The following is a 23,510-nucleotide window of genomic DNA, read 5'->3' on the forward strand; positions in this document are numbered from 1 at the left end:
AATGATTCAATGATTTTCGGGCAGCTGCCTCAGCCGATTGAACCGATATCGTAGACTGGCGGCAGTTGCTCGAAGGTCTGCCGCACGGTGGTCAAGGCTTTGACGAGGCTTGAGTGATTGAGGCGACCGCCGAGGCATATGCGGATGCCGCCGCCATGGCCGGGGCCGGCAATGAATGGTTCCGACGGCGTGACCGCGACGTTCTGGTTTGTGAGCGCGCGCACCAGGCCGTCCTCCGTCCAGCGCGGTGGAACCTTCAGCCAGGCGCAGAAGGAGAGCGGGTGGCTGGAAGCGATATGGTCGCCCAATATGTCCGTGGCGATCTTTTGCCGCGCACGCACTTCGGCACGCTGGACATCCAGCAGCCGCCGTGCGGTGCCGTTTTCGACCCAGCGCGTGGCGATTTCGGCCGTGAGATAGGTGCCGCTCCAGCTCGATACACGCAGGATGGAGGCGGCGCGGATGGAGTAGGCGGGCGGCACGACGAGATAACCGACGCGCAGCCCGGTGAGGACCGTCTTGGTAAAGCTGGTGACGAAAAAGCCCAGATCGGGCAGCATTTCGGTGATGGATGGCAGGTCATCCTCGATGATCGGGCGATAGACTTCGTCCTCGATGACAAAGACGCCGTACCGTTCGGCAATCGCGGCAATCGCCCGTCTGCGCGCAGCACCGGAAACATGCCCGGTGGGATTGTTGAGGGTGGGAATGAGCACCAGCGCCCTGACGCCTCCAGCTGCACAGGCGGCCTCCAGCGCGTCCGGCAGAATGCCTTCTTCGTCGGTCGGCAGGCCCTTGAGGCTGAAGCCCAGAATGTTCGACAGGCCGATAATGCCGTGGTCGGTGAGGTTCTCGCAGAGGACCACGTCGTTCGAGCGGATAATGCAGCTCAAGGCAAGGAAAATGCCGTGCGCAGCACCATTGGTGACGAGAATACGCTCCGCGCCGGCGGTCACGTCCATCATGCCAAGCCAGATCCGGGCGGTTTCGCGATGGCTGTCGAGGCCCGCTACCGGCCGGCAGGGGCGCATGAAGCCCGAATTGTCGCCATCGGCCAATTCGCGAAGGATGGCGCGCGAGGCGTTTTCATGGTCGTCGAGATAAACGCCGCGAATGATGGAGAGATCGAGCACCTCGGTCGGGCTGTGATCGAGCATCATACGGCCCGCGCGTTCCGTCACCCGCGTCTTCACGAAGGTGCCGCGGCCGATTTCGCCGCTGAGATAACCCAGCCGCTCGGCCTCCTTGTAGGAAAGGCTGACGGTCTGGACCGAAAGGCCGAGTTCGCGAGCGAGATCGCGGTGGGTCGGCATACGGTCCATTGGCTTCAGGACGCCGGCGTCGATATCGGCAATGATGCGTTCCGTCAGTGCGGAATGTTTCGTTTCGCCTTTCTGCTTGGCGAGAGTTGGCTGCCACGCCACCGGTTTGGTTGCGGAAACCGGATCGGAGCTGAGCGGATTGGCTTGACGGCGCATGAAATTGTCTCGTTTTCGACGAAGGTAATTTCATGACATTATGCATGCTTCTGCGAAAAGATGAAGCCTTATGCAGCGCAGATGACAACTGCGCCGCAAATAGGCGCAGTTGTCACGTCATGCTGTCAGAATGGGCAGCAGCTGTGACCGTTAAACGCCAAGGCTGGCGATCAGATTTTCTCGCCAGCCCGCACCAGATCGTCCATGACGCTGCGCACGGCCGCTTCGGCGATGGCGATGATTTCATCCACCTCCGCCTTCGTTGTGACGAGCGGCGGTGCAAAGCCCAGAATATCGCCATGCGGCATGGCGCGCGCAATAAGGCCGCCGTTGCGGGCAGCCTTCGAAACGCGCGCACCGACCGTGAGATGAGGGGCAAAACGCGTCTTCTTTTCACGATCCGCCACGAATTCGATGGCGCCCATCAGGCCTACGCCGCGCACCTCTCCAACGATTGGAAGCTGCGCGAACTTCGCCTTCAACTGCTCCTGAAAATAGCTGCCGACGGCCCGCGCATTGCCGGGCAGGTCTTCCTTTTCGACGATGTCCAGCACGGCATTTGCCGCAGCCGCGCCGATCGGGTGGCCGGAATAGGTGTAGCCGTGGGAGAATGCGCCGACGCGATCGGCCCCTTCCTCCATCACCCTGTAGACTTTCTCCCCCACGATGGCGCCGGAGAGCGGGAAATAGGCCGATGTCAGACCCTTGGCGACGGTGATCAAATCCGGCTCGATACCGTAATGCTGCGAGCCGAACATGGAGCCTGTACGCCCGAAGCCGGTAATCACCTCATCGGCAATCAACAGGACATCGTATTTTTTGAGAACATCCTGTATCGCCGGCCAGTAGCCTTCCGGCGGCGGCGTGATGCCGCCCGTGCCGAGCACCGGTTCGGCAATGAAGGCGCCTACCGTGTCAGGGCCTTCGCGCAGGATGAGCGCTTCCAGTTCGTCGGCGCGCCGCTTGGAGAATTCCAGCTCGGTTTCACCGGCCTCCGCGCCCCAGTAATGGTGCGGAACGCCGGTGTGCAGCACGCCGGCGCGGGGCAGGTCCATGTGGTCGTGATAAAAACTCATGCCGGTCATGGAGCCGGAAACCACGCTGCAGCCGTGATATCCCCTTTCGCGGGAGATGATTTTTTTCTTCTGCGGCTTGCCGCGCAGGTTGTTGTAATACCAGACGAGCTTCGCCTGGGTCTCATTGGCGTCCGAGCCCGACATGCCGTAAAAGACCTTGCTCATCTTGCCGGGCGCCATCTTCACCAGCCGGTCGGAAAGGATCGCCAGTTCGTCCGTCGTGTGGGCGGCGTAAGAATGGTAATAGGCAAGCCGATAGGCCTGACGGGAGATGGCTTCCGCCACTTCGGTGCGGCCATAACCGACATTGACGCAATAAAGACCGGCAAAGCCATCGATCAGCTGCTTGCCATGCGCGTCCTGAATGCGGATGCCCTTGCCGGTTTCGACGATGGTCGGTTCACCGAGTTTGCCGCTGGCGAAATCCTTCAGCTGCGTGAAGGGATGCAGAACCGCATTTCGATCCATTTCCGCGATATTTTTGATGTCGATGGTCATAGGCGAGTTCCTTTCAGGCAGCCAGGTTGCCGAAGCAGACATATTTGGGTTCGAGATATTCCATGAGGCCATGACGCGAGCCCTCGCGACCAAGGCCGGATTGTTTCCAGCCACCGAATGGAATGGGCGCGCCGGTGAATTTCGGCGTGTTGACGGCAACCATGCCGTATTCCAGCTGGTCCGTCAGGCGCATCGCCCGGCCGAGATCGTTGGTGTAGACATAGGCCGCAAGCCCCATCTCCGTGGCATTGGCGCGGCGGACCACCTCCCGCTCGTCAGCGAAGGGCAGAATGGCGGCGACCGGACCGAAGGTTTCTTCGCGCGCGATCAGCATGTCCTCGGTCACATCGGCCAGCACGGTGGGGGTGACGAAATTGCCGCCGAGCGGGCTGTCCTGCCCGCCGCAGACGAGACGCGCGCCGGAAGAGAGCGCCTGCGCAATCTGCTGACGGCACTTCTCGGCGACGGATGGGCGGGTCATCGGCCCGATGTCGATACCGGGTTCAAGGCCATGGCCGACGGTCAGTCTGGAGGTCGCATCGGCAAACCGCTCAATGAAACGGTCATAAAGCCCGCGTTGAACATAGATGCGGTTTGCCGCGAGGCAATCCTGTCCCGATGTGGCGAATTTGGCGGCGAGGCAGCCCTTCACGGTCTGGGAAAGGTCCGCATCGGCGAAGACGATGAAGGGTGCGTGGCCGCCAAGTTCCAGCGAGGCTTTTTTGATGGTCGCCGCCGATTGCGTGAGGAGGAGCCGTCCCACCTCCGTCGAGCCGGTGAAGGAAAATGCCCGTACCTCGGTATGCTCCAGCAGGCGGCGCGCGAGCGGTGCGGCTTCACCCGGCAGAACCTGTAACACGCCGGCCGGCATGCCCGCCTCCTGCGCCAGTTTTGCCAGTGCCAGGGCCGAAAGCGGCGTTTCCGGTGCCGGTTTGACGATCATCGTGCAACCGGCAGCAAGGGCCGCGCCGGCCTTGCGGGCGATCATGGCTGAGGGGAAATTCCAGGGCGTGATGGCCACCGTGACGCCGATCGGCTGCATCCGCACGGAAAGATTGCCGCCTTTGAGGTGGCTTGGAATTGTCTCGCCATAGGATCTTTCGCCTTCGCTCGCAAACCAGTCGAGAAAGGCGGCAGCATAAGAAATTTCGCCGAGCGATTCCGCAAGCGGCTTTCCCTGTTCGGCGCTGATGATGGTCGCGAGGTCGCGGGCATTGTCACGCATCAGCCGGCCCCATGTCCGCAGGATATCGCCGCGTTTGACGGGCAGCATGTCCCGCCACCGAAGAAATGCTCTGCCGGCGGCCTCGACTGCGGCGTCCACGTCGTTCAGGGAGCAGGAAGAGACATCGAGCAGGTGATCTCCGCTTGCCGGATCGACAACGCCCAGCGTCTCCTTACGCGCCACCCATTGCCCATCCAGAAAGGCACGATGCTCGATCAGCTCCGGTCGGTGAAGGTTTTTAAGCGCTGCGCTGGCGATAGCTTCCATCGGCAAGTTCCCTTTTCATTTGCCAGAAGCTTAACTGCGCTGCATGATTGATCGGCGGCGTTTAAGCGCGCTTCGACGCAGGAATAATGCTTAATTAGACATCCAAACGCAGGAATCCCGCATGACCCAGATTGACCGAGCCGACCGGGCTCTGCTTGACGCCGTGCAGAAGAACAATCGCCTGACATCGGAAGAGCTGGCGAAAATCGTCAACCTGTCGCCAACCGCGTGCCAGCGTCGGTTGAAGCGCCTGCGTGATGCGGGGGTGATCGAAGCCGATGTGGCAATCGTTTCGCCCAAGGCCGTCGGACGTGGCATCACCATGATCGTTCTCGTCTCGTTGGAGCGGGAAAGGGCCGATATTGTCGACCGTTTCAAAGCCGCCATTCGCGCCACGCGGGAAGTCATGATCGGTTATTACGTAACGGGCGATGCCGATTTCATCCTGGTGATCACGGCCAAGGACATGGAGGACTACGAGGCCTTCACCCGCCGGTTCTTTTACGAGAACCACGATATCAAGGGGTTCAAGACGATGGTCGTCATGGACCGCGTCAAGGCCGGATTCGCCTTTCCGATCGACCCGTAATCGGATGGCCCCGCCAGGGTCATGGGTTCCATCCCCTCAAGGGCTTAATTGGGCACATTCATTGCGGCTCGCAAGGTGTCGTTGATGCGTTCTTGCCAGCCCTGACCGCCCGCCTGAAAATGCGCGAGGACATCGCTGTCGATCTTCAATGATACAAGCTCCTTGGTGTTAGGGATTGCAGGCCGTTCAACGGCCGGCGCTGTGACCTTCTTTGCCGGTTTGAACAGCGCCTCGGCTGCGTCTTTCGGATTGGACGGTCGTCGGGGTGTTGCCATGGTCATATCCTCTTGTGTCGTGCGCCTGAACAGCGCAGCCGGTCAGTTTCGTTTCCAGGCTGTACGTCCAACACAGCGTTGGTCGCAGCCCACGTGTAGCGGGCAGCCGAAAGAGCGTAATTGCTGCTGATGAACTGGTCAGCCGCCCCGCTCTTCGGAGAAGATCGCATATCGCGATTTGAAACTCCGCGGGTTTCCTGCAACTGCCGAACTGGTTGCAGGAAACCTCACCCGTAGCCTTCGATCTTCGCTAGGAGTTTAGTTGTGTTGATGTTTCGGCAGAATTTGCGACAAGTTTCCATTTCGCGTTGTACCACCTGATCTCATCCAGGTGTTGACTGGAAGCCTCTTTTTGGCGGTGTGGGCGGATCGCTCCGAAATGAAAAAGTGGGTCAAATTCGTGCGATAATCAACAGCGCCGCGGCATTTTCTAAGAAATCAGGTCTGTTCCGCTCTGCGGATACCCAAAGCTATCAGCATCTTGACGAATGACGTGATCTTCGACTGAAGCAATCTAACAACCGTGGCCAGGGGCCCGCCGCGACGCATTTCCCGGTCGAACAGGTAACTTAGCCCGATAATGACTACGCTCATCAGTACAGCGTGAAGAGTGGCCGATCCAAGGGTGTCCGGCGTATCGGGCCAAGCGTATAGGATCATGTTGCCGAATGCGAAGGTGAACAGGCTGGTACGTCCGAAAAACACGAGCTTTTCCAGCTTCTTCTTTCCCTCGTCAGACAATCCCTGAGTGGCGAGTACGGCCAAGGAGGTAAGGGCAATTGCGCCGCAAAGGCCGGCAGCAAAATAAAGCGGGTCGCTATCCATTCGCAGCGACATGTCGCCAAGCTCGGCCAACGAACTGTCACGGCTTAAAAGAGCACCGAGTGCTAAAGCCAGAGTTGAAGCAACCAACAGAAACGAGGCTCTTTTAGCAATACTGCCCGTTGTTTCAGGTCGAGCGGCTCGGTCACCTGCGATGAGCCTCCCGAACGCCATTCCTCCGATGATCAGGCTAAGTCCGTGAAGGATCGACGGGCCGCCGAGCTTAGCGTTGCCAACACCAAACAAAAAAGTCGCTACCCTCTCCGCGTACATGCTCATCTGAAAATCGATAGGGCTGGGCAATCCCCGAAGGATCGGGTGGGCTGCATGGACTGCGACCGCGGCGAAGAGAAGCGGCAGCAGGCCGGTTCTGTTGCGCAACAGCAATAGGATTGGGGCAAGGAAAAGAACGACGGCATAGAATTTCAGAATGTCGGTGAATGGTGTAACTCCCAGGAGCATCATGGTCGCGATCGAGAATTTCAGCGAATATCCGTCCGGGACCAGATACAGCGCTACGACCGACAGGCAGTATAGCAGCCAGCATTGTATGGCACGCGAAAACAGCCGCATGGCAACCAGCCCCTGCTCACCCGGGACATATTTGGGCCGATAGATGATTTCGAGCATCGTGCCGAAAAGCAGGATGAAGATCGGCGTCGCCAGCGCCATCAGCGCGCGCAATAAATCTGCAGACGGGCTGCTCCAGAAGTGATCCATTGTGGTGACGACCCAGACATGACTGAGCATTGCAAAAAAGATGGCGACCGACCGGGTGAGATCTATCCCGACGATCCTCGAAATCGCTGCGGTACCCGCCATGACAAGCTCTTTCAACCGAATCCACGATATTGCAACGCGATAAGGATGGCCTAAATGAGGCTTGGGCGACCGTTAATACCTCGCAAGCAGCCAAAGAAGCCAGCTAAAGCCCCGAGGCCTTCGTCAGGTCAACTCGAAACCGGTCCCGCCGCCGTTGATACCGCCGCGTCATCTCGGCGGTCGTGTGCCCCGGATGCTTCTGAACATGGGTCTCTCTTTGCGCATCAATGCTGGACAACGCTGGCGTCACTAACCTGGTGCATTTCGCAGCATTCAACCTCGGCCCATGATGAATGTATCCGAGCGGCGGTGCGGTCGTGAAGCGTGCCATATGACGCAGTATCCGAACGATGCGATGAGAAGACTCTGGCGATTTTATAGACCCAAGTCACGAACTCCAGTCGCAAAAATACAGCTGGTAATTGAGATTGAACGCCATGCATGTTTCCATGTCTGGCGCGTGGCTTACTCCTCGCCTTCGATAGCAATCTGCGATCCGAGAGGACCATGTCAATTTCAGATACGATTTTCCGCCCTTTCGAGACGCTGATACGGCCGCTCGACATTCCCTTCCGACCGCTGCCGTCAAAAGGCCCCGTCGCGGTGCTGTTGCATTTCATTGCGATGTTTCGCAGCGTCCTCATTGCTCTTGCCTTGTCATCCATGGCTGTGGAAGCCATCAACCTGTCGATCATCTGGGGGCTGTCCGTCATCGTCGATGGCGTGACGGCGCAGGGAGCAGAGGCTTTTCTGCGCAATGAGTGGCCGCTGCTGACCGTGCTTGGGCTGTTGATTTTCCCCGCGATGCCCATAGCGTCGTTTCTTCTCAACACACTCACCTCGCACACGCTTGGCATCGCGATGCCGGTGGCCATACAGTGGCAGGGCCACAAGGCTGTGGAGCGGCAGGATCTGGCATTTTTCTATGAGCTTTATGCCGGGCAGGTCGCCTCGCGTCTTTCACAGGTCTCGTCAGCCGTTCAGCAGCAGATCATCAACGCATTCCAGATCGGACCGCGTTTTTTGCTGCAACTGATAGGCTCTCTTGCGCTCCTGGCGGCTTTGTCCTGGCAACTGGCGCTGCCGGTGTTCATCTGGATCGTGCTCAATGTCGTTCTCGCCGTCAAACTGGCTCCCGTCTTCACGGAGCGGTCACGGCGCTCGGCCAAGCAAAAGAGCCTTGTCTCGGGGGCGATCACCGATCTCTACAGCAACATGCAGATGATCAAGCAATTTGCCGCCGAAGACAGCGAGGCAGGCGCAATCCGTCGCATCCTGATGAAGGCGGTGCAGACACAACACAAGGAACAGCGTGTCTACCGCGCGTCCGAGCTGGCCGTGGTTGCGCTCAACATGGCGTTGTGGCTGGCGATCCTGTCGGTGGGGTTTTCCGGTCTGGTGAAGGGCTTCATCACGGTCGGAGAATTCGTCGGCGCGGTCTATATATTGCAGCGGCTTTCAGGGCACACATTCACCTTCCTGCAGATGGGCCAGCAGATTTTTCAGGCGATCGGCACAATCAAGGACGCCATGCCCGTCATGACAACGCCGCCGACGATTACGGACAGATCCGACGCGGCGGAACTGAGCGTTTCGCATGGGAACATCGAATTCGACCATATCCGCTTTGCTTACAAGTCAGGCAGGCCGGTGATCGATAATTTGTCGCTGACCGTGCGCGCCGGGGAGAAAGTCGGCCTTGTTGGTCTGTCGGGTGCGGGAAAGACGACGCTCGTCAATCTGCTTCTGCGCTTCTACGACATCCAGGGCGGAGCCATCCGCATCGACGGGCAGGATATTCGCGAGGTCACGCAGATGAGTCTGCGCCGTAATATCGGGGTGATTGCGCAGGATGTGGCGTTGCTGCACCGGTCGGTTGGCGACAATATCCGCTACGGGCGACCACAAGCAACGCAGGAGGAGGTCGAGGAGGTGGCGAAAGTGGCCAAGGTCGATGCCTTCATCGCCGATCTCGCCGATAGTGAGGGGCGAAAAGGATATCAGGCTTTTGTTGGAGACCGCGGCGTCAAGCTTTCCGGCGGGCAGCGACAACGGGTCGCCATTGCGCGCGTGCTGTTGAAAGACGCGCCGATCCTGATCCTCGATGAAGCCACCTCAGCTCTTGATAGCGAGTCCGAGGCCGCCATTCAGGAAAAGCTCAATCTGGTGATGGAAGGCAAAACCGTGATCGCGATCGCGCACCGCCTTTCGACCATCGCCAGAATGGACCGAATCATCATGCTGGATCACGGCCGGATTGTCGAAGAGGGGCGGTCGGAGGAACTGGTCGAGCGGGACGGGCTGTTTGCACGGCTCTGGAAACGCCAGATTGGCGGCTTCATTCCCGAAGATGAGTGGGTGACGTCGTAAGCGGTAGTGGGCCGACGCTGCCAGCAGAGAGCTTGGTAACGTGTAAAGAGGTTATGATGAAAACCGATTGGACTTCGATCAGAGACATGTTGAATGCAGCAATCGACGCCTGCGAACGCATAGAGGCGTTGCGGTATGCCGAGACTGACCGGGAAGCCACAACTGATATCGGCGGACAAGAGGTCAGCGTCCATGATTTCCTGGTGAGCGCGTGGACATATCCGGAGAAGCTCCGCTACCAGATCATACGCGAACGCCACGACACCGGCGTCGATCTCCCATACGTGCCAGAGACATCACGCATTCTGTTGGCAATGTCCCAAGCTGCAATTGAACTGGTGAATGCGGGTAAGTTGACTCCTGCCAAACAAGACATTCAGCAAATGATCAACTGGTTTGAGGAGGATTTAGTGCCCGGGATTGAACGTGCAATCACCACCCGTCGATAGGAAGACCGCTATCGCAGAATGGCGTAAGACGTCAACAAGGGGTCTCATTCAGCAGCCAGACATTCCACAGAGCGAAAGTCTTCATCGCGCGAGTGCGCCAATTCATCATCCAACTCGCTCAGTCGCATCATTGTGCCGTGATCTGCAATGAGATGATGTGCCGGTCGTCTGAGATTGTCGATGACTTCAATGAGGTCGAGACGTTCTTGCTCGAGCTTTCCCCGGTTCCCGATCATCGCAGCCTGCCTCCCGATTTGACTTGCGCGAAACGTAGCCTGGGCGTAATCGCGGTTCTACGTCATCATGGAAGCTGCCCTTTAATGCTCAATTTGGATCGGAAGAGTTCTCTTACGCCAAGGTGCTTTCAGCGTTTCGGTGGGATCGCGTCGACACGAAAGATTTGGTTCAATCGGCAACTCGCCTTTGCCCAACGCGACGTTGACAAGGACGATATTGCCCGAGCCAAGCGCTGACCTCGACGGCTTTTTGAAAGGTTGGGGAAGGTTGCTCTGGCGGCGCATCTCAAGAGCATCGCCACTCAGCCGAATTGGACGCTTTCGAGTTTTTCCGTACAGCCGACTGTTACAGTAGTCGCACAGCGATAAGCGCGATAAATTTCCACTGGACTTGTTATTTGCGATGTCCTGAATTCTTGCATGAACCAAACGATTACGCGAAATTCCCGAAAATCATATCGGTGAAACAGTAGGATCAAGCAGTGTCGTCAGTTCTGGAGTTTGTCGTTTTCCCATTGATCGTGGGCGCGTTTTCGTTTCCTCTCCTGCCGCGTTTGTTGGAGGAATTTATTCGCGAACGTGACAAATGGATTTCACCCAAATTTGACGAGTTGCGAAGTCTGATTGCCGACGAGAACGTTCCCGCACCTTTGCGCGACTTGTCGAAGAATCGATACAATGCCGAGGTATTTTTCATTCTTACGGGTATCAAGCCTAAAAACGCGAATGAACTGGAAGCGCTGCTCGAGCTCGAGCGCGCGATCGAGAGCAAGTTTAGCTGGAGGACGCTGAGAACCATCTATCCCATGCATCTGTTCCCGTCTAATGAAAGTCTGTCTGTCAGGATTACTGCCGGTCAAACGGTAGGCCACTACATGCTGTATCTGCTGGGATTAATGATTACAGTCAGTGGTGGCGCGACTTTGTATTCAGTTGTTGATGAAGGATCTGTATTTGGCATTGCTATGGCGATTATCGCCCCGATACAGATTGGAATATTGTTCGGTCTTCAGTATCTGGATACCCCCTATAGAAATGCGAAGTCCGTCCAGAAATATATAGAGGACAAATCATCTGGCGCTCAGCGTTCCTGCATTGCCTCAGACGCCACCTGCGCGACCGGCGACCAGAAATAATCAATGATCCGCCGGGTTCCGGTCTTGATTTCCACCGAGACCGCCATCCCAGGTGAAAGCGGGTGCATGACTCCGTCGACATTTATCTCTGTCGTATCGAGAGCAATCGTTGCGGGGTAAACAAGGTTCTGCAGCCGTTGAACATTCCCGCCTGGCACAACGCTCCTGAACTGCGGGGCAGCCTGTTCCTCCATCGCCTGGGCGTCGGGATTGGGGATGGCGTCTCGTGCTACCGTTTTCACAGTGCCCGTGAGAACGCCATAACGGGTGAACGGAAACGTTTCGACCTTGATGACGGCCGGCTGGCCGGGCTTGACGAACCCCACATCCTGGTTTGCAAAAAAACACCTCGATTTCCAGCGGCAGATTGGCGGGGATGATGCGCATGATTTCGTTTTCGGCCGACACGACCTGTCCAGTCGTTGTAATCGAGGAAGCCTGGATCACACTATCGGACGGAGCGTAAATCGCGGTGGCAGCAAGCCGTTTTTCGGCCTTCACCAATTCCTGTTGCGCTTCATCCATCTGCCGGGCGAGATCACCTGACTTCTGGATATTGTCGGCCACGAATGTCGACAGGACCTTGTTCTTTTCGGTCTCCGCAACGGCGAGACTTGCCTGGGCTTCGAGCAACTGTCCTGCATAGGTCGAGAGGGTAGCTTCTTCTTCCCGCAAAGCCTGGGTGGCGTCGAGGACATCCGACTTTCTTCCGGCGGCGCGTTCAAGAAGGCCTGACCGCATCGAGACACGCTCCGTCAGCGTCGTGATCAGGTTGGGCTGCGCGCGTGACATGGATTGAAGCCGGTCAATCGATGCCGACTGCAATTGCGTCGCCATTGCGCGCGTGCTGTTGAAGGACGCACCTATCCTCATCCTCGACGAAGCCACCTCCGCCCTTGATAGCGACTCCGAGGCCGCCATTCACGAAAAGCTCAATCTGGTGATGGAGGGCAAAACGGTGATTGCAATTGCGCACCGCCTGTCGACCATTGCACGAATGGACCGGATCATCGTGCTGGACCATGGCCGGATTGTCGAAGAGGGCAGGCCGGAGGAGCTGGTTGAGCAGGACGGACTGTTTGCGCGCCTCTGGAAACGCCAGATTGGTGGGTTCATTGCCGAAGATGAGTGGGTGATGTTGTAACCGGCAGTCGACCATCTCGCAGAAACTTGTGCGTCGTCGCTGTTACGAGATGGCGACGATCGAATAGTCCGGCGTGCCTTGCCAGATAAGATCCCAGGACGCGCCGGGCCGGACGTTCTGGACAGCCCCCGGATCGAAACAAACCAGGCAGTTTCCGCCGGGCGCACGGACGGAGGGATAGATGAGGCCGCGGCTTCCATCTCTTCGCAACCGGGCAGCCAGTTCCTGTCCCTCGAGATAGCCGACCTCTGGGTCTGGGTTGAGCGCGGCGTGTTCGGGTTCATCGGTCAGGTCATCGAATTCTCCGATGAAGTCGGAGATCAGTTCGACATAGCGGGCGCTGTCATGGAACGAGCCGGTGAAACGGAGTTCGCGGGTTCTGTGCCATGCGACCTCCGCGACCGATACCATCACGTCCCAGGCACAATACCATGCACCGCGATCTTCGGAGTTGAAGCGGTTGCCGCCTACCCGCGTATAGGTGAAGGCCGCATTGACGTGCGTGTCGCCGTAGATCCTGAGATCACGGTTGCGCCGCCGCCAGGCAAGCTCTCGCGGATCGAGATGCGGATTGCGGCCGCGCTCGGCGAGCAACCGGGCGCTGGTCAACCCCTCGATCTCGGCCAGGACCTCCAGTTCCTCGTCGCTGTCGACCAGACCGCGAAGCGCCGGCGGCTTGTGGTAGGTTGCGGGTAGCAGGCGGACCAGTCCTCGAACCGACAGTTCGGTTTTCCTCATGCGCTGCCCCGCAGCGCGTCGAGATAGGTTCGGATCGCCAGAATTTGCGGAAGGCCGCCATCGATGGCGGTGTCGACCGGCCGCGCGCCGCTGAAAAGAGGGCCCATGTTCGGGCGCGTGAACCAGCTTCTGGAGAGTTGCTCAGAGAAGTAGAGTTCGAGCGACTTGTAGATCCCAATCAGTGCACTGAGGCGCAGCAACTGGTCCTTCGTCAATTCGCCGGTAAACCCCGGTTTGCGCGCGCGCTTCCATGTGCTCTCCGACATGTCGGCGAGGCCCGCTGCTTCCCTGAGGCTCAGCGACCATGCATCGGTGACCTTGGCATAGGCCTTGAGTGCAACGGCATTGAGTTCCGCGGGTTTGCGGGGCTTGGCGGCGATTTGCATAGTGGCCTCCTGACATTCGCAATATAGGCCATATGATCTGAAAGTAAAGATCATTTGGTCTGATATTTGGTCGTGAAGTGGCTCCCGCTGCAAGAGCCTTCTCTTGCTTCGATATTGCGTCCTGGACAAGAAGAGCAACGCGCGCGCTCGCGCCGGAATGGTTGGGCGATACGAAGGCCGTAGGCGAGTGGCTGCATGGCGCAAGCCCTGCATGTCAACATGATGCTGTAGACGACTGCGCTGGCCTTTGAATGAGGCGTGCTGCAGCTTTGCGTGATGTTTCCAGCACGATGCAAGGTTGCGCCTGGTAGGAGCGGCTTGTATCGCTCTTTGAGCCTCACGTGCTGAAAAGGCAGTAGGTTCAATCCTCTGTTTTCTAACGCTGCCAAAGGATCCACCAAACGATGTCCAAGAAACTTTCTATGTTTGTGATGTTGAGTATCTGCATTTCAGGTGGTGCAGTTTGCGCGGAGGATAAATCAGGTGAAGAACGCCTCGCCTATAGTTTTGGTTATGTGAAGAGCGCTGAGTTTCTTTGCGACAACGTCGCCAGTTCAGAGTCCTATCAAAAACAGAAATACAATTTCAACCAGTGATCTCCGGCGACCCATGGCTTACGAATACTCAGCAATTGGGTGCTCGGAGTTTTGAAGCAATTCGCGATCGTCTGGGCACGGCCGCATGTGGCATTGCCGTATTGATATATCCTGATTTGATCGAATTTGGGGCATCACGTCCTGGCACAAGAAAGGCGCACCTTCCCGAAGGACTGGAGCGCCTTTCTCTCTATTTGGAAAAGACCACAGTTGAATGGTTGAGACACAGGCCAAAGATCAAGACGAAAGTGTAGTCAAGGCAGCGGAAAGAATCCTACGAGGTGCGGCGACAAAGCTTCCCAAATGATACGGGACCGCGTTTTTAGGATATGACTGATTTTTATAAAGGGTTCCGCCGGTTCCGGAAAACCCTACGGCGCTACTTGGGAGCGCTGGTTTCCTCCGTCGGTCCCCGTCGCTGGCGCTCACTCCGGCCGCAGACGCGCCGCCTCCACGGCGCCGCGGCGATCGTCACCGCTTCTCGTTCCACGACACAAATTTTTGCCAGGTCGCCGGATCTAATACTCCTTCGATCACTATATTTGCGGCTTCAGCCAACACAGCGGCGCGGGTGAAATCAAACCTCACCTGATTTCTCGGCTTGTCCATAATGGCAATTAAAACTGCTTCAAATGGCAATTCCCATTGCCCGTAATCGAAAATGGCAGCATCTCGCACCGTGTGAGGATCAAGGAATGGAGAGACCTCGGCCAGAAACTCCGTGTAAGCTGCTTGTTCGGCGCATTTCGAATTCATGTACATACAGCTTCATTTTGCGGGCTTCGGGAGCATCGCGCAGATTTCCTGTCGTCGACCACTGTCCGCATATCTGACGAGCAAAGACGCATATTGGTCCGCGCTCGTCCAATAGTCGTCCGCCCTGTCGCCGTATACTTTAAAATCATTCTCGTTCTTGAAAATTCTTCTGACATAGGCTGCCGATGTGTGGTCCTCTCCGCAGAAACGGTTCATGAACATCAAGATTCCAATATCTCGCATGTGAGCCGCCTCACCACCTGAAAAGCCTTTGGCCTGAAAGACGTCGAGCAACGCAGCTTCCTCACGCTGTCCTTCCGTCAGTTTCTGAGCAGCTATTGTTCCAACCGGTAGAAACAGAAAAAGCATAACGAGACATGGACGACGTTTTGCGGCTCTGAGTTTCATATTTCGTCGTCTCACTTCTTAGCAACTAAAGAACGTCTTCGATCCGAAGAACATCGGTGTTATCCTGCACATCGCGAACGCCCTTGAAAGAGGCGTGCCGTAGTTTTCCCTCATGTGTCCAGCCGCGACAATGGATTTCGGCGAGGATGGTTGGCAGTGCCCAGACAATATCCTTACGGGAGCCGTTGCAGGAGAGGGGCGATCGCTTACGCTTCAGCCTGTCGATGGTGGCCTGCGCTTCCCTGAAGCCTGTTCCGACTGAATCGGCATAGACGATCTCATCACCGTTATTTGCTGCCAGCAGAAGCGTTCCGATCCCTCCGACCAGGCTTGAGGATGATTCATAGCCGACGATGAAGACGCTATCGCTCTGGGCGCATTTGTTCTTGAGCCAGTCGCCCAAGCGGCCGGAGCGATCGTGACTGCCTCGATGCTTTGTGACGATGCCTTCGAGACCGAATTCGCGGATGGAAGCGAGTAGTGCTCACCGTCCGCATCGATGGCCTCGGAAAACATGATGCCGAGCACCTTGGTGTGCAAAAACTTTTCGAGCAAATGCCGGCGCGATGACAGTGGCATTGAGGTCAGATCGCGACCGTCGAAAAAGAGAAGATCAAGGGCCGTGAAAATAGCGGCGTTCGAGTTGGCTTTGCCGGATCGGCGGCCGAGCGCTTCCTGCCGCAGACGGAAGTCTGATCGACCCTTGGTGGCCATGACGACGGCTTCGCCGTCATGTTGGTTGTGGGAACGGGCAATCTCTCTGCCGCCGTCTTTTATGGTCGGAAAACGATGCTTCCAGTCGTGACCGCTGCGAGTGAGGATCTGGACTTCGCAGAGCCCATGATTACTACCCGGGACGAAATCGTGAACGGCAGCAATCAATCATGAGTTTGGCAAGCTGCACTGTTTGAGAATGCGGGCGTATATTTCGCTTGGAACCTCATGCGTCGGAAAATTATAGATTTCGCCGTCGACATCGAAACGGATGTCGCTTGGAGATTTGGCCAGTGCTTGCAGTAACTTTAGAACGTCGGGAAAATCTAAACTACCGACCATTCCCGACGCGACTTGAGCCTCCCCGGTAATGGAGCTTGAAGCGGTAGAGATCGTGACCGCCCCCGGAACTGTTGGAGACAACCCCCGTGTGCGACGATAGAGTGTGAAGTAAAATTTTTCGCCATGGTTTTCACATCCGAACGAGAAGCGGTGAAGACCATCAGCGATGTACTCAATTCTGTCGGTGGGCAGATCAATCTTGAAGGCAATCAACGCGCCGTTTTGCATTGGCGGTGCATCAGTATTCCCGCCGATTACGGTTCTGACAACCGCACTCCCAAAATGATCTTGTTGATCGTTAAGAGCATATGTGGGGGTGGCTGCGAGAATTGCGGCACACCAAGAAAAAACGACGGCAGGTTTCATGTGCATCTTGTAATCTCTGTGTTGTTGCGTCTTCAAGTGGCTCTCTCGCGAAATCACAATGCTTGGAAATGTCCTGCATGACCGACACGCAGGGTTTCACAACAAGGCGCCAACTTGCCACCAACCGTCCTACCGGTTCGTAGCCACTGACGCAAAGGTCAATATTCCGAGTCGAGTGATACCCGGTATCGGAAGCCAGCCAAAATAGTGGCTGGCCGGGTGGCAACGCGTTCGCCCCAAGCTCGCCGATACGCTCTCGCATTGGCGCGGGCCACGAGGGGTCTTCGGCTTCGGCAGGTGTCGCCCCGCCATAGAGGATTGCCTCACGATACTGTTCGATAGCCTGCGGTTCTTCTGCCGCAATCCAGCCTGGGACGGCGGCATCCTGCGCCTGGCTGTATCGAAGAGCAAAATCGAGATTGCGTTTCAGATTCCGCAGGGCTTCAACATCGAGTTCACCCGACAGTTTGGTGTAGCTGTCCTTGGTGATTTCCTGATACTTCGATGCATCCTTGTTGATGGAGGCGAGAATCTGCTCGGCTGGAGAAGAAGAACACCACAGCATGCGGAGAAGCCGGTCATGGCGCGTAAACCGGTGGTCCGTCGCATCGAGGAACTGGAGGCGCGAAAACGCGCTTTGATGGCAAGGCTTGCCGCGCAGGAGCGGCGGCTTGAGCTGCGGCGCAAAATGCTGCTGGGCACATGGGTGCTCAAAGAACTTCGAAGACCGGCGGACGGAACAGGCGGACTGGAGGTGCCGATGCTGCGGGACTGGCTCCGCCATGAACTGCCGCAGATGAGGTTGCGTGACGCCGATCGTGAACTGCTTGAGGATCTGCTCAACGGGGGAAAGAAGGATGAGACTGGCTGAGCGTTTGCTGGTTATCAGCCAGGCTGGCTTCGATCGCAGCCTTGTCGATCACCGACCAGACCCTGCGGATTTTGTTGTGCTCGAATTCGTAGAAAACATGCTCGCAGAATTGAACCTTCCTGCCATTGACCGGCAGGCCCATGAAGGTGGCTCTGGGAGTGCAATCGAAGAACAGCCGGGCGGCAATCCTGTGCGCGTCGCTGACAAGAATCTCTGCCTCAAACCGCAGATCGGGAATGTCGGCAAAGTCGTTCACCAGCATGGCGCGATAGCCCGACAGGCCGAGTGGGCGGCCATTGTGTTCGACAGTGTCGTCGACGAAGGCGCCGAGTTCACCGAAGGCCTGGCGGTTGAGGCAGTCGAGATAGGCGAGATAAATGTCCTGAAGTGTCGGCATGGGTTTCTCCGTGTCGATGGAACCTGTTTTAGCGCCGAGGCCGGCCGATCGTCACATGGCTCCCATTGTTTTGTTGAATAGCTTTGCCCGAACCTGATGGCGTTGACATGACGGTTTGTTCTCAGCAAAAAGTTGTCAATCCCAGGGGGAGTTGAAGGTGCATGACAAGCTCGCAGGTAAACGCTGAGGTTCTCCTGAATCTCGGTTTCGTAGATGTAGGGAAATGGCGTCTGAAAGACGATTTCATTACTTACGAGCTTGACGGTGAGAACGCCGTCTCAAATCGAATTCTGCTGGAAGCACCGAACGCGCTATACGCATTCGTGCGTGAAGACCAAGTTCTCTACATTGGGAAGACCGCCCGCTCAATCAGAAAGCGATATGTCGGATACTGTCGTCCTGGTGGATCGCAAGCCACGAACCAACGTTGCCATCGCAACATAAAAATGGCTATTGCGGATGGGGGTACGGTCCGCATCTTTGTTTTTACGCCGATAACGCATCTCCAATATCTGGATTTTGAAATCAATCTGGCTGCCGGACTAGAGGACAGCCTGATCCGCGAATTCGACCCGCCCTGGAACGGAAAGGATAAAGGTCGTGCAATCTCGGAAGACGCAGAACGTGAGGAAGAACAAGAGACCGAGCTTGACGCTCCGGCTATCGCCGAGGCCGATCTGTCGTCATGCGCCACGGGTAGCATATTGGCGTCTTTTTCTGTCGTGCTAGGACCTACTTATTACAAAATGGGGATTCTCAACCCCGGCGCCGATGCCAGCAGATTTCTGGGAAAGGATGGAGAAGCTATCCAGGTCAGATTCAGTGATGGTAGTCCGACAGTCGTTTCGAAGATCAACCGGAGCGCCAATCGAACCGGGGCTGTCAGAGTGGTAGGCCAGAATTCCCAGATTGCCAGATGGTTTCAGACGCACTTCGATGAGGGAGAGATAGTCGAGGGCGTTGTGCTCGATGAACATACAATCGTACTGGTGTGCAATTAGCACGCTAGCGGGACGATGCCCCGTTACTGAACAGGTGCAGGTATGGATGTTCAACAGGTGACGAGACCGCAACTGCCGTTGTGAAGTCGATAGAACCCGTTTGGCGGGACGGGAAGTTCGAGGATTTGCACCAAGGTTGGCCCTCATCTTTTTCCCAAATCAGCGGCAGAAACGCCAAGCGCGACTGCCAAAGGCAATCTGGCTTTATCCGGCATCATGGCAAGTCCTGAAGTGATCGCTTCCTGCCATGCGGGACCGCGTTCCCACGCCTCGTTCCAGGCGTCGGCCAGCGAATATCCTTGCCGGGTTTCCACCAGGGCCTCTGACAACAGGAATGCCTGTTGAAGATCCTTGTCACGCTTTGCTCTGCCCAGGGCATCGTTGCGCCTGCGAGACGCGACAATCAACTTGTGAACGGCATAGCGTTCGGGAGCGGGGACGTTGACGCTGACGCCTTCCCTGTACAGCAGCACCGTTCTGACGGGCTCGTAGATCAGATAGTCCAGAAAGCGAAGGTTTTCCGCCGACGCGCCGCCAAGAGCAGGCATGGGTGACGGCTTGCCCGTATGGTCGTTAGATTCGCGGTTCCCCGTCAGGAACTCCACGCGGTAGTTGTCCGAGTTGATGAAGGCGACCACACGCGCCTTGTCCACCTGATGTGGTACCGCCCTGAAGGACGGATCAACGGTATGCAAGACGTCGAGGATTGATGGCAGGCTGTCCCCGACCTCTGAGCTTATTGCAAAATCCTGGGCGTAGTCGGCGTCGCCCGTCTGGAGCGCGGCATTTGGGAGGCGAACCCCGAGAAGCCCTGAGTAGCAGCTGAACGCAACCGAGCCTATGATAAGCGCTCGAAGGCGAAACAATCCGGCGTCTGCAAGAGCTTTCGTTACTTCGCCGGCGAAACGTTCAGGCGCCGCCATGCCACCAGTTCGCGTAAGGGCGTTAACGAGCCGACGCCGCTCCCTGAGGTCGTCTTTGACTTCCCTGTGGGCGTTTACCCTCGCGGTTATTTCCGCGTCTGCCTCCGGCCCTACATAGCGCCGCTTGTCACCATCGGGGGTCGGATACTCGAAGTACCAATAGCTCTTGCCTTTAACTGGGACGTTCACGAACCGTCCATTATGAGGGAAGTCGGTGGAGAACTGCGCATCGAACGATCGCTGCGCCAGTTCCGCGAATAGTGTCCTGTATGATAGGTCAATCTGTTTCAAAACATGCGATCCTTGCGGCGACTTGCGTCATTATAAGGTTTTGTTATTTTCCTTATAACCGGAATCACGATAACCGGCGCAGTCGTTATAAGGAAATTAAAAAATCCTTATAACCGCTTCCATTTACCTTGGCAACCGGTCGTCAGGGCACCGTCCCTGAAGCTGGCCACGAGAGTTCCAGACAGTTTCGCTGTGAGGTAGATGGTCGGTACGGCCACCCCTTGCTTCACCTGTATGTTCGCTATCAATTGCCATCGCCCGTGGCATCAATACGGAAAGGGGGAGCCAAACGGCCGCGATGATGCAGTCCTGCAATACGCAACGAGTTATAAAGCCGAGTTTTCTGAGCATGCATGTGAGTTGCGATTTCTTTTAAGTGCTATTATATTGGCATTAAGAAGTCTGATTTACACATGGGTGATAATATGTTAGCATTTAAAATGTCCTCTCCTGTGGAGGTTATCCGGGACCTGGCGGACAGAATGAAGCGCCGACGGATCCAGCAAGGGTTGACCCAACGCGAATTGGCTGCGAGATCGAATGTCTCCTACGGATCGCTGAGGCTATTTGAAGAAGCCGGCAAAATTTCTCTCGAGAGTCTCGTGAAAATTGCCTTTGCTCTTGAGGCGGAGGCGGAATTTGAACGGCTGTTCCCGGGTCGGCCGCCACAGAATATCGATGATGTCATTGATCGTCCTATCAAGCAGCGTGTGCGCCGGAAATGAAGTTCACGTCAATCCAGAAGATGAGCGTTTATCTGGAGCTCGAAGGGAATGAGAGAAAGCTCGGGACGCTTGCCTGGAGCAGCGGGGAACGGAGGGTGTATTTCGAGTACGCGGCGGAGTTTCTGGCTGCGCCCCTTTTGGTTTCACCATTCCATATGATGGCCTCCACTGGATTGATTGCAGCGCCTCGCGATCCATTTGACGGGCTTCACGGACTGTTCAACGACAGCCTGCCGGATGGTTGGGGTCGTCTGTTGCTGGACCGCCGTCTTCAGCGGGCGGGCATCGACTATACCCGGCTTACCCCGATCGACCGTCTGTCGGCAGTGGGCAGAACGGGAATGGGCGCGCTCTCATATGTTCCTGAATTGCCAGACGACCAGGAGCCTCAGGCCGTCACCGATCTCGACTGGTTCGCTGATCAGGTCGAGTTGGTGCAGGCTGAAATGGACGTGGCTGATATTGACAGCTTGCAGGGCGCGCAGGGTGGATCCGCGGGTGCGCGGCCGAAGATTATGATCGGCTTCAACCAGGCGGAGAACAGATGCGTTCTGGATTATGGCCAACCGTTGGATCCGGGGTTTGAAAGGTGGATGGTCAAGGCGCCGAGTTCCGATGATCCGCGGGAGATCGGTGCGGAAGAAAAAGCCTATTCGCTTATGGCCGTCGCTGCAGGACTGACGATGGCCGACACCCTGCTGCTGGAGACCAGGAAAGGACGACGGCTTTTTGCGACGAAACGTTTTGACAGGACACCTGCCGGCAGGCTCCACATGCACACGGCAAGCGGCCTGCTGAATGCCAGCCATCGTGAAGCGAGTGTGAACTATGAGCAACTGCACAAGCTTGCTCACATAATGACCCGCGACGCTACGGAAGTCCTGAAGATGTTCCGAAACATGGTGTTCAATGTCTATGCCAGAAATCGCGACGACCATGCGAAGAACCACGCCTTCCTTATGGACGGGAATGGTCGCTGGTCTCTGGCGCCCGCATACGATCTTACTTTTTCGTCGGGACCAGGTGGAGAGCACAGCGCCGCAATAGTCGGGGAAGGCAGGAATCCCGGCATGTCTCACCTTCTGGCAGTCTCCAAAGGGGCCTCGATTTCAGATCAGGATGCGCGGGAAGTTATAGAACAGGTTAGAGCGGCTGTAGACCGATGGCCTGAGTTTGCTGAGGAAGTTCAGTTATCCAGAACCCGGACCGCTGAACTCGACAAGTTCTTGAATGGTAATCGGCTTGCTTAAAGGCCCATGTTTCGATGGATCGGATTTACGCAGGCCGGATGCCACAAACGTGGAAAGTTCCGGGCTGAGATGCAGGAAGGCGGTGACATGTCATCAGCGGCAGCATTCCAGGTTGTAGTATTCGAAGACTGGAAGGGTGGTGTGGTGATAGTTTGCGTTATGGTTCCTGATCAGGCTGCCGCTCTGAGGTCGAAATTCGCGTGGATCACGTCGTAGGGTACGTGAACCTTTCCGTCTTCGGTTTGTTCGAAGATACCCCAGTCCGACAACGCGGACACGTCCTCGTGCACACGCTTGACGTCACGTTCGACGGATCGGGCAAGTCCGCGTATGCTGGATGGGCCGATCTTCTGGAGATGTTCAATCAACTCCCACCTTTTGGGTGTGATGACAGAAAAAAGCTGTGCAGGCGACGAGAAGGTGAAGACTGCCACGGGCTCTGAGGGATTACCTGAGCGCATGGCGCTGGTTGCCCTGTCAAAGGCCTCATCGAGTGCAGCCTCACTGTCTGCTCTGATTTGTATCAAGGCTTCTCTCATGGTTTCTGCCTCCTCGTGATTATCTCCTTCCGAAAATCGGACAGGAGGGTATCGGTCGTTGTGAACATGTAGGGATGCTCTTCGCCGTCAAGATGACGATGATCGCCTTTGCCGCGTTCGTTGTCGAAACCGACGATACGCCTGCCGTCCTTGCCATAAAACAGTCGATACTTGAACAGGTGGGTGCTACCGGGAACGGGTTCCGGCACCTTCCACACAACGATCTCGACAATCGCACCGTCTGGCAAAACAGTTTTCGAACGTTCGACAAGGATCGCGGCAATCATGTTGTCATTTATGTCATCGCTGCGTCCCGTTGTCAAGGATGCCAACGGAGCTTTGAGGTTAATTGGCGGCGCGCTGCAGGGTATTTGTGTTTGGAATATTTTACTAACATAAGTCCGATAAATACATATATTATTATTTTTATACTTTGATGAAGGAATTAATTACCGCTTGTGGACTGGAGTGAACGGTTGACCGCGCCGCGCGCCGTTGAGTTGAGACAGGGGAGGGTCGGTCATTAAACATATAATTTATACTGGATCGATGGGAAAACATATAAAATATTGCAAGTGAACCATTGCTGACAGAGGGAAGGAGTTTAATTGGCGGATTTTGCTTGTTTTGCGGACATGCAATTCGAGCTGCTTGTAACTGGATGATTTTATATAGATTTTTATATGGAGCATGGATTATTTATTGGTGGAACGAGAAGGAATCTGATTGTGAAGTGGGCTGAAAAGGCGATGAAAATTGATAGCGATCGATCATAATAACAATATCATGATATTGTTATTATGATCGATCGCTATCAATT

At 56.3% G+C, this 23,510-nt stretch carries 28 protein-coding genes and 2 pseudogenes; 10 read left to right on the forward strand and 20 right to left on the reverse strand.

What is annotated here, in order from left to right; translation table 11 throughout:
• Nucleotides 1-29 precede the first annotated feature (29 nt).
• The 3 genes from ACIK7D_RS14920 to ACIK7D_RS14930 all read right to left on the reverse strand — a co-directional run bounded on the left by ACIK7D_RS14920 (nucleotide 30) and on the right by ACIK7D_RS14930 (nucleotide 4,544).
• Nucleotides 30-1,478: a PLP-dependent aminotransferase family protein gene (locus ACIK7D_RS14920; RefSeq protein WP_400156664.1), complete on the reverse strand. Its 1,449-nt coding sequence runs from the start codon at nucleotides 1,476-1,478 to the stop codon at nucleotides 30-32.
• Between the two features lie 170 nt (nucleotides 1,479-1,648).
• Complete coding sequence (locus ACIK7D_RS14925; RefSeq protein WP_127757076.1) at nucleotides 1,649-3,052, reverse strand: aspartate aminotransferase family protein; 1,404 nt, start codon at nucleotides 3,050-3,052, stop codon at nucleotides 1,649-1,651.
• Between the two features lie 13 nt (nucleotides 3,053-3,065).
• On the reverse strand, nucleotides 3,066-4,544 hold the full coding sequence (locus tag ACIK7D_RS14930; protein WP_080818882.1) for an NAD-dependent succinate-semialdehyde dehydrogenase: 1,479 nt from the start codon (nucleotides 4,542-4,544) through the stop codon (nucleotides 3,066-3,068).
• Between the two features lie 121 nt (nucleotides 4,545-4,665).
• Between ACIK7D_RS14930 and ACIK7D_RS14935 the strand changes: the two genes are divergently transcribed.
• Nucleotides 4,666-5,133, forward strand: a complete 468-nt coding sequence (locus tag ACIK7D_RS14935) for an Lrp/AsnC family transcriptional regulator (RefSeq protein ID WP_400156665.1) — start codon at nucleotides 4,666-4,668, stop codon at nucleotides 5,131-5,133.
• Between the two features lie 44 nt (nucleotides 5,134-5,177).
• Here ACIK7D_RS14935 and ACIK7D_RS14940 read toward each other — a convergent pair whose 3' ends face one another.
• The 3 genes and pseudogenes from ACIK7D_RS14940 to ACIK7D_RS14950 form a co-directional block, all read right to left on the reverse strand.
• Nucleotides 5,178-5,408: a BrnA antitoxin family protein gene (locus ACIK7D_RS14940; protein ID WP_400156685.1), complete on the reverse strand. Its 231-nt coding sequence runs from the start codon at nucleotides 5,406-5,408 to the stop codon at nucleotides 5,178-5,180.
• A gap of 438 nt (nucleotides 5,409-5,846) precedes the next feature.
• Nucleotides 5,847-7,052 carry a hypothetical protein gene (locus ACIK7D_RS14945; RefSeq protein ID WP_400156666.1) on the reverse strand — a complete coding sequence of 402 codons (1,206 nt, stop codon included), beginning with the start codon at nucleotides 7,050-7,052 and terminating at the stop codon, nucleotides 5,847-5,849.
• Nucleotides 7,053-7,155: 103 nt separating this feature from the next.
• Nucleotides 7,156-7,266, reverse strand: a pseudogene (locus ACIK7D_RS14950) (integrase); the annotation flags it as partial.
• 293 nt (nucleotides 7,267-7,559) lie between these two features.
• Between ACIK7D_RS14950 and ACIK7D_RS14955 the strand changes: the two are divergent.
• Together ACIK7D_RS14955 and ACIK7D_RS14960 are read left to right on the forward strand one after the other, a co-directional pair.
• Entirely contained in the window at nucleotides 7,560-9,422 is a 1,863-nt protein-coding gene (locus ACIK7D_RS14955) for an ABC transporter ATP-binding protein (protein WP_400156667.1), read from the forward strand.
• Nucleotides 9,423-9,478: 56 nt separating this feature from the next.
• Nucleotides 9,479-9,871, forward strand: a complete 393-nt coding sequence (locus ACIK7D_RS14960; RefSeq protein WP_400156668.1) for a hypothetical protein — start codon at nucleotides 9,479-9,481, stop codon at nucleotides 9,869-9,871.
• 44 nt (nucleotides 9,872-9,915) lie between these two features.
• Here ACIK7D_RS14960 and ACIK7D_RS14965 read toward each other — a convergent pair whose 3' ends face one another.
• On the reverse strand, nucleotides 9,916-10,107 hold the full coding sequence (locus ACIK7D_RS14965; protein WP_400156669.1) for a hypothetical protein: 192 nt from the start codon (nucleotides 10,105-10,107) through the stop codon (nucleotides 9,916-9,918).
• Nucleotides 10,108-10,589: 482 nt separating this feature from the next.
• Between ACIK7D_RS14965 and ACIK7D_RS14970 the strand changes: the two genes are divergently transcribed.
• The gene (locus ACIK7D_RS14970) at nucleotides 10,590-11,243 is read left to right on the forward strand and encodes a hypothetical protein (protein WP_400156670.1); all 654 of its coding nucleotides are present in this window, start codon (nucleotides 10,590-10,592) and stop codon (nucleotides 11,241-11,243) included.
• On the opposite strand, the gene ACIK7D_RS14975 is transcribed toward ACIK7D_RS14970, so the two are convergent.
• The gene (locus tag ACIK7D_RS14975; RefSeq protein WP_400156671.1) at nucleotides 11,189-11,569 is read right to left on the reverse strand and encodes a hypothetical protein; all 381 of its coding nucleotides are present in this window, start codon (nucleotides 11,567-11,569) and stop codon (nucleotides 11,189-11,191) included. The genes ACIK7D_RS14970 and ACIK7D_RS14975 overlap by 55 nt on opposite strands.
• Before the next feature lie 503 nt (nucleotides 11,570-12,072).
• Between ACIK7D_RS14975 and ACIK7D_RS14980 the strand changes: the two are divergent.
• A pseudogene (locus tag ACIK7D_RS14980) lies at nucleotides 12,073-12,387 on the forward strand (ABC transporter ATP-binding protein); the annotation flags it as partial.
• Between the two features lie 42 nt (nucleotides 12,388-12,429).
• On the opposite strand, the gene ACIK7D_RS14985 reads toward ACIK7D_RS14980, so the two are convergent.
• Nucleotides 12,430-13,125, reverse strand: a complete 696-nt coding sequence (locus ACIK7D_RS14985; RefSeq protein WP_045021216.1) for an RES family NAD+ phosphorylase — start codon at nucleotides 13,123-13,125, stop codon at nucleotides 12,430-12,432.
• A complete protein-coding gene (locus tag ACIK7D_RS14990; protein WP_400156672.1) occupies nucleotides 13,122-13,511 on the reverse strand; it encodes an antitoxin Xre-like helix-turn-helix domain-containing protein in 390 nt (129 codons plus the stop codon). Before ACIK7D_RS14990 ends, ACIK7D_RS14985 begins: the two co-directional genes overlap by 4 nt.
• Before the next feature lie 404 nt (nucleotides 13,512-13,915).
• On the opposite strand from ACIK7D_RS14990, the gene ACIK7D_RS14995 reads away from it, so the two are divergent.
• Nucleotides 13,916-14,107, forward strand: a complete 192-nt coding sequence (locus ACIK7D_RS14995) for a hypothetical protein (RefSeq protein ID WP_400156673.1) — start codon at nucleotides 13,916-13,918, stop codon at nucleotides 14,105-14,107.
• 471 nt (nucleotides 14,108-14,578) lie between these two features.
• Here the strand turns inward: ACIK7D_RS14995 and ACIK7D_RS15000 are convergent, their stop codons facing one another.
• Genes ACIK7D_RS15000 through ACIK7D_RS15025 form a run of 6 tightly spaced genes read right to left on the reverse strand, consistent with a single transcriptional unit; the run spans nucleotide 14,579 to nucleotide 17,258 of the window.
• Nucleotides 14,579-14,863: a hypothetical protein gene (locus tag ACIK7D_RS15000; RefSeq protein ID WP_400156674.1), complete on the reverse strand. Its 285-nt coding sequence runs from the start codon at nucleotides 14,861-14,863 to the stop codon at nucleotides 14,579-14,581.
• Between the two features lie 12 nt (nucleotides 14,864-14,875).
• Nucleotides 14,876-15,271 carry a hypothetical protein gene (locus ACIK7D_RS15005; protein ID WP_400156675.1) on the reverse strand — a complete coding sequence of 132 codons (396 nt, stop codon included), beginning with the start codon at nucleotides 15,269-15,271 and terminating at the stop codon, nucleotides 14,876-14,878.
• Nucleotides 15,272-15,296: 25 nt separating this feature from the next.
• Nucleotides 15,297-15,599: a hypothetical protein gene (locus tag ACIK7D_RS15010; RefSeq protein ID WP_400156686.1), complete on the reverse strand. Its 303-nt coding sequence runs from the start codon at nucleotides 15,597-15,599 to the stop codon at nucleotides 15,297-15,299.
• Nucleotides 15,485-16,153: a hypothetical protein gene (locus tag ACIK7D_RS15015; RefSeq protein ID WP_400156676.1), complete on the reverse strand. Its 669-nt coding sequence runs from the start codon at nucleotides 16,151-16,153 to the stop codon at nucleotides 15,485-15,487. The genes ACIK7D_RS15010 and ACIK7D_RS15015 overlap by 115 nt, the downstream gene beginning before the upstream one ends.
• A complete protein-coding gene (locus tag ACIK7D_RS15020; protein WP_127757069.1) occupies nucleotides 16,154-16,693 on the reverse strand; it encodes a hypothetical protein in 540 nt (179 codons plus the stop codon).
• On the reverse strand, nucleotides 16,626-17,258 hold the full coding sequence (locus ACIK7D_RS15025) for a hypothetical protein (protein ID WP_080818873.1): 633 nt from the start codon (nucleotides 17,256-17,258) through the stop codon (nucleotides 16,626-16,628). The genes ACIK7D_RS15020 and ACIK7D_RS15025 overlap by 68 nt, the downstream gene beginning before the upstream one ends.
• 15 nt (nucleotides 17,259-17,273) lie before the next feature.
• Between ACIK7D_RS15025 and ACIK7D_RS15030 the strand changes: the two genes are divergently transcribed.
• A complete protein-coding gene (locus ACIK7D_RS15030; RefSeq protein WP_080818872.1) occupies nucleotides 17,274-17,564 on the forward strand; it encodes a hypothetical protein in 291 nt (96 codons plus the stop codon).
• On the opposite strand, the gene ACIK7D_RS15035 is transcribed toward ACIK7D_RS15030, so the two are convergent.
• Nucleotides 17,533-17,961 (reverse strand): ester cyclase, encoded by a 429-nt coding sequence (locus tag ACIK7D_RS15035; RefSeq protein WP_080818871.1) that lies wholly within the window; start codon nucleotides 17,959-17,961, stop codon nucleotides 17,533-17,535. The two genes, ACIK7D_RS15030 and ACIK7D_RS15035, sit on opposite strands and share 32 nt — an antisense overlap.
• 161 nt (nucleotides 17,962-18,122) lie before the next feature.
• Here ACIK7D_RS15035 and ACIK7D_RS15040 point away from each other — a divergent pair, with 161 nt between their 5' ends.
• On the forward strand, nucleotides 18,123-18,962 hold the full coding sequence (locus ACIK7D_RS15040) for a GIY-YIG nuclease family protein (RefSeq protein ID WP_080818870.1): 840 nt from the start codon (nucleotides 18,123-18,125) through the stop codon (nucleotides 18,960-18,962).
• Nucleotides 18,963-19,105: 143 nt separating this feature from the next.
• Here ACIK7D_RS15040 and ACIK7D_RS15045 read toward each other — a convergent pair whose 3' ends face one another.
• Entirely contained in the window at nucleotides 19,106-20,176 is a 1,071-nt protein-coding gene (locus ACIK7D_RS15045; protein WP_400156677.1) for a GSU2403 family nucleotidyltransferase fold protein, read from the reverse strand.
• 413 nt (nucleotides 20,177-20,589) lie between these two features.
• Between ACIK7D_RS15045 and ACIK7D_RS15050 the strand changes: the two genes are divergently transcribed.
• Both ACIK7D_RS15050 and ACIK7D_RS15055 read left to right on the forward strand, forming a co-directional pair.
• Nucleotides 20,590-20,901, forward strand: a complete 312-nt coding sequence (locus ACIK7D_RS15050) for a helix-turn-helix domain-containing protein (RefSeq protein ID WP_244557321.1) — start codon at nucleotides 20,590-20,592, stop codon at nucleotides 20,899-20,901.
• A 20-nt stretch (nucleotides 20,902-20,921) separates the two neighbouring features.
• Nucleotides 20,922-22,151, forward strand: a complete 1,230-nt coding sequence (locus ACIK7D_RS15055) for a type II toxin-antitoxin system HipA family toxin (protein ID WP_400156678.1) — start codon at nucleotides 20,922-20,924, stop codon at nucleotides 22,149-22,151.
• Nucleotides 22,152-22,321: 170 nt separating this feature from the next.
• Here ACIK7D_RS15055 and ACIK7D_RS15060 read toward each other — a convergent pair whose 3' ends face one another.
• Together ACIK7D_RS15060 and ACIK7D_RS15065 are read right to left on the reverse strand one after the other, a co-directional pair.
• Complete coding sequence (locus tag ACIK7D_RS15060) at nucleotides 22,322-22,690, reverse strand: transcriptional regulator (RefSeq protein WP_243017504.1); 369 nt, start codon at nucleotides 22,688-22,690, stop codon at nucleotides 22,322-22,324.
• Nucleotides 22,687-22,977: a DUF6516 family protein gene (locus ACIK7D_RS15065; protein ID WP_400156679.1), complete on the reverse strand. Its 291-nt coding sequence runs from the start codon at nucleotides 22,975-22,977 to the stop codon at nucleotides 22,687-22,689. Before ACIK7D_RS15065 ends, ACIK7D_RS15060 begins: the two co-directional genes overlap by 4 nt.
• Nucleotides 22,978-23,510 lie beyond the last annotated feature (533 nt).

Origin of the sequence: Agrobacterium sp. P15N1-A, assembly GCF_044626815.1 — a bacterium.
GTDB classification, from domain to species: Bacteria; Pseudomonadota; Alphaproteobacteria; order Rhizobiales; family Rhizobiaceae; genus Agrobacterium; species Agrobacterium leguminum.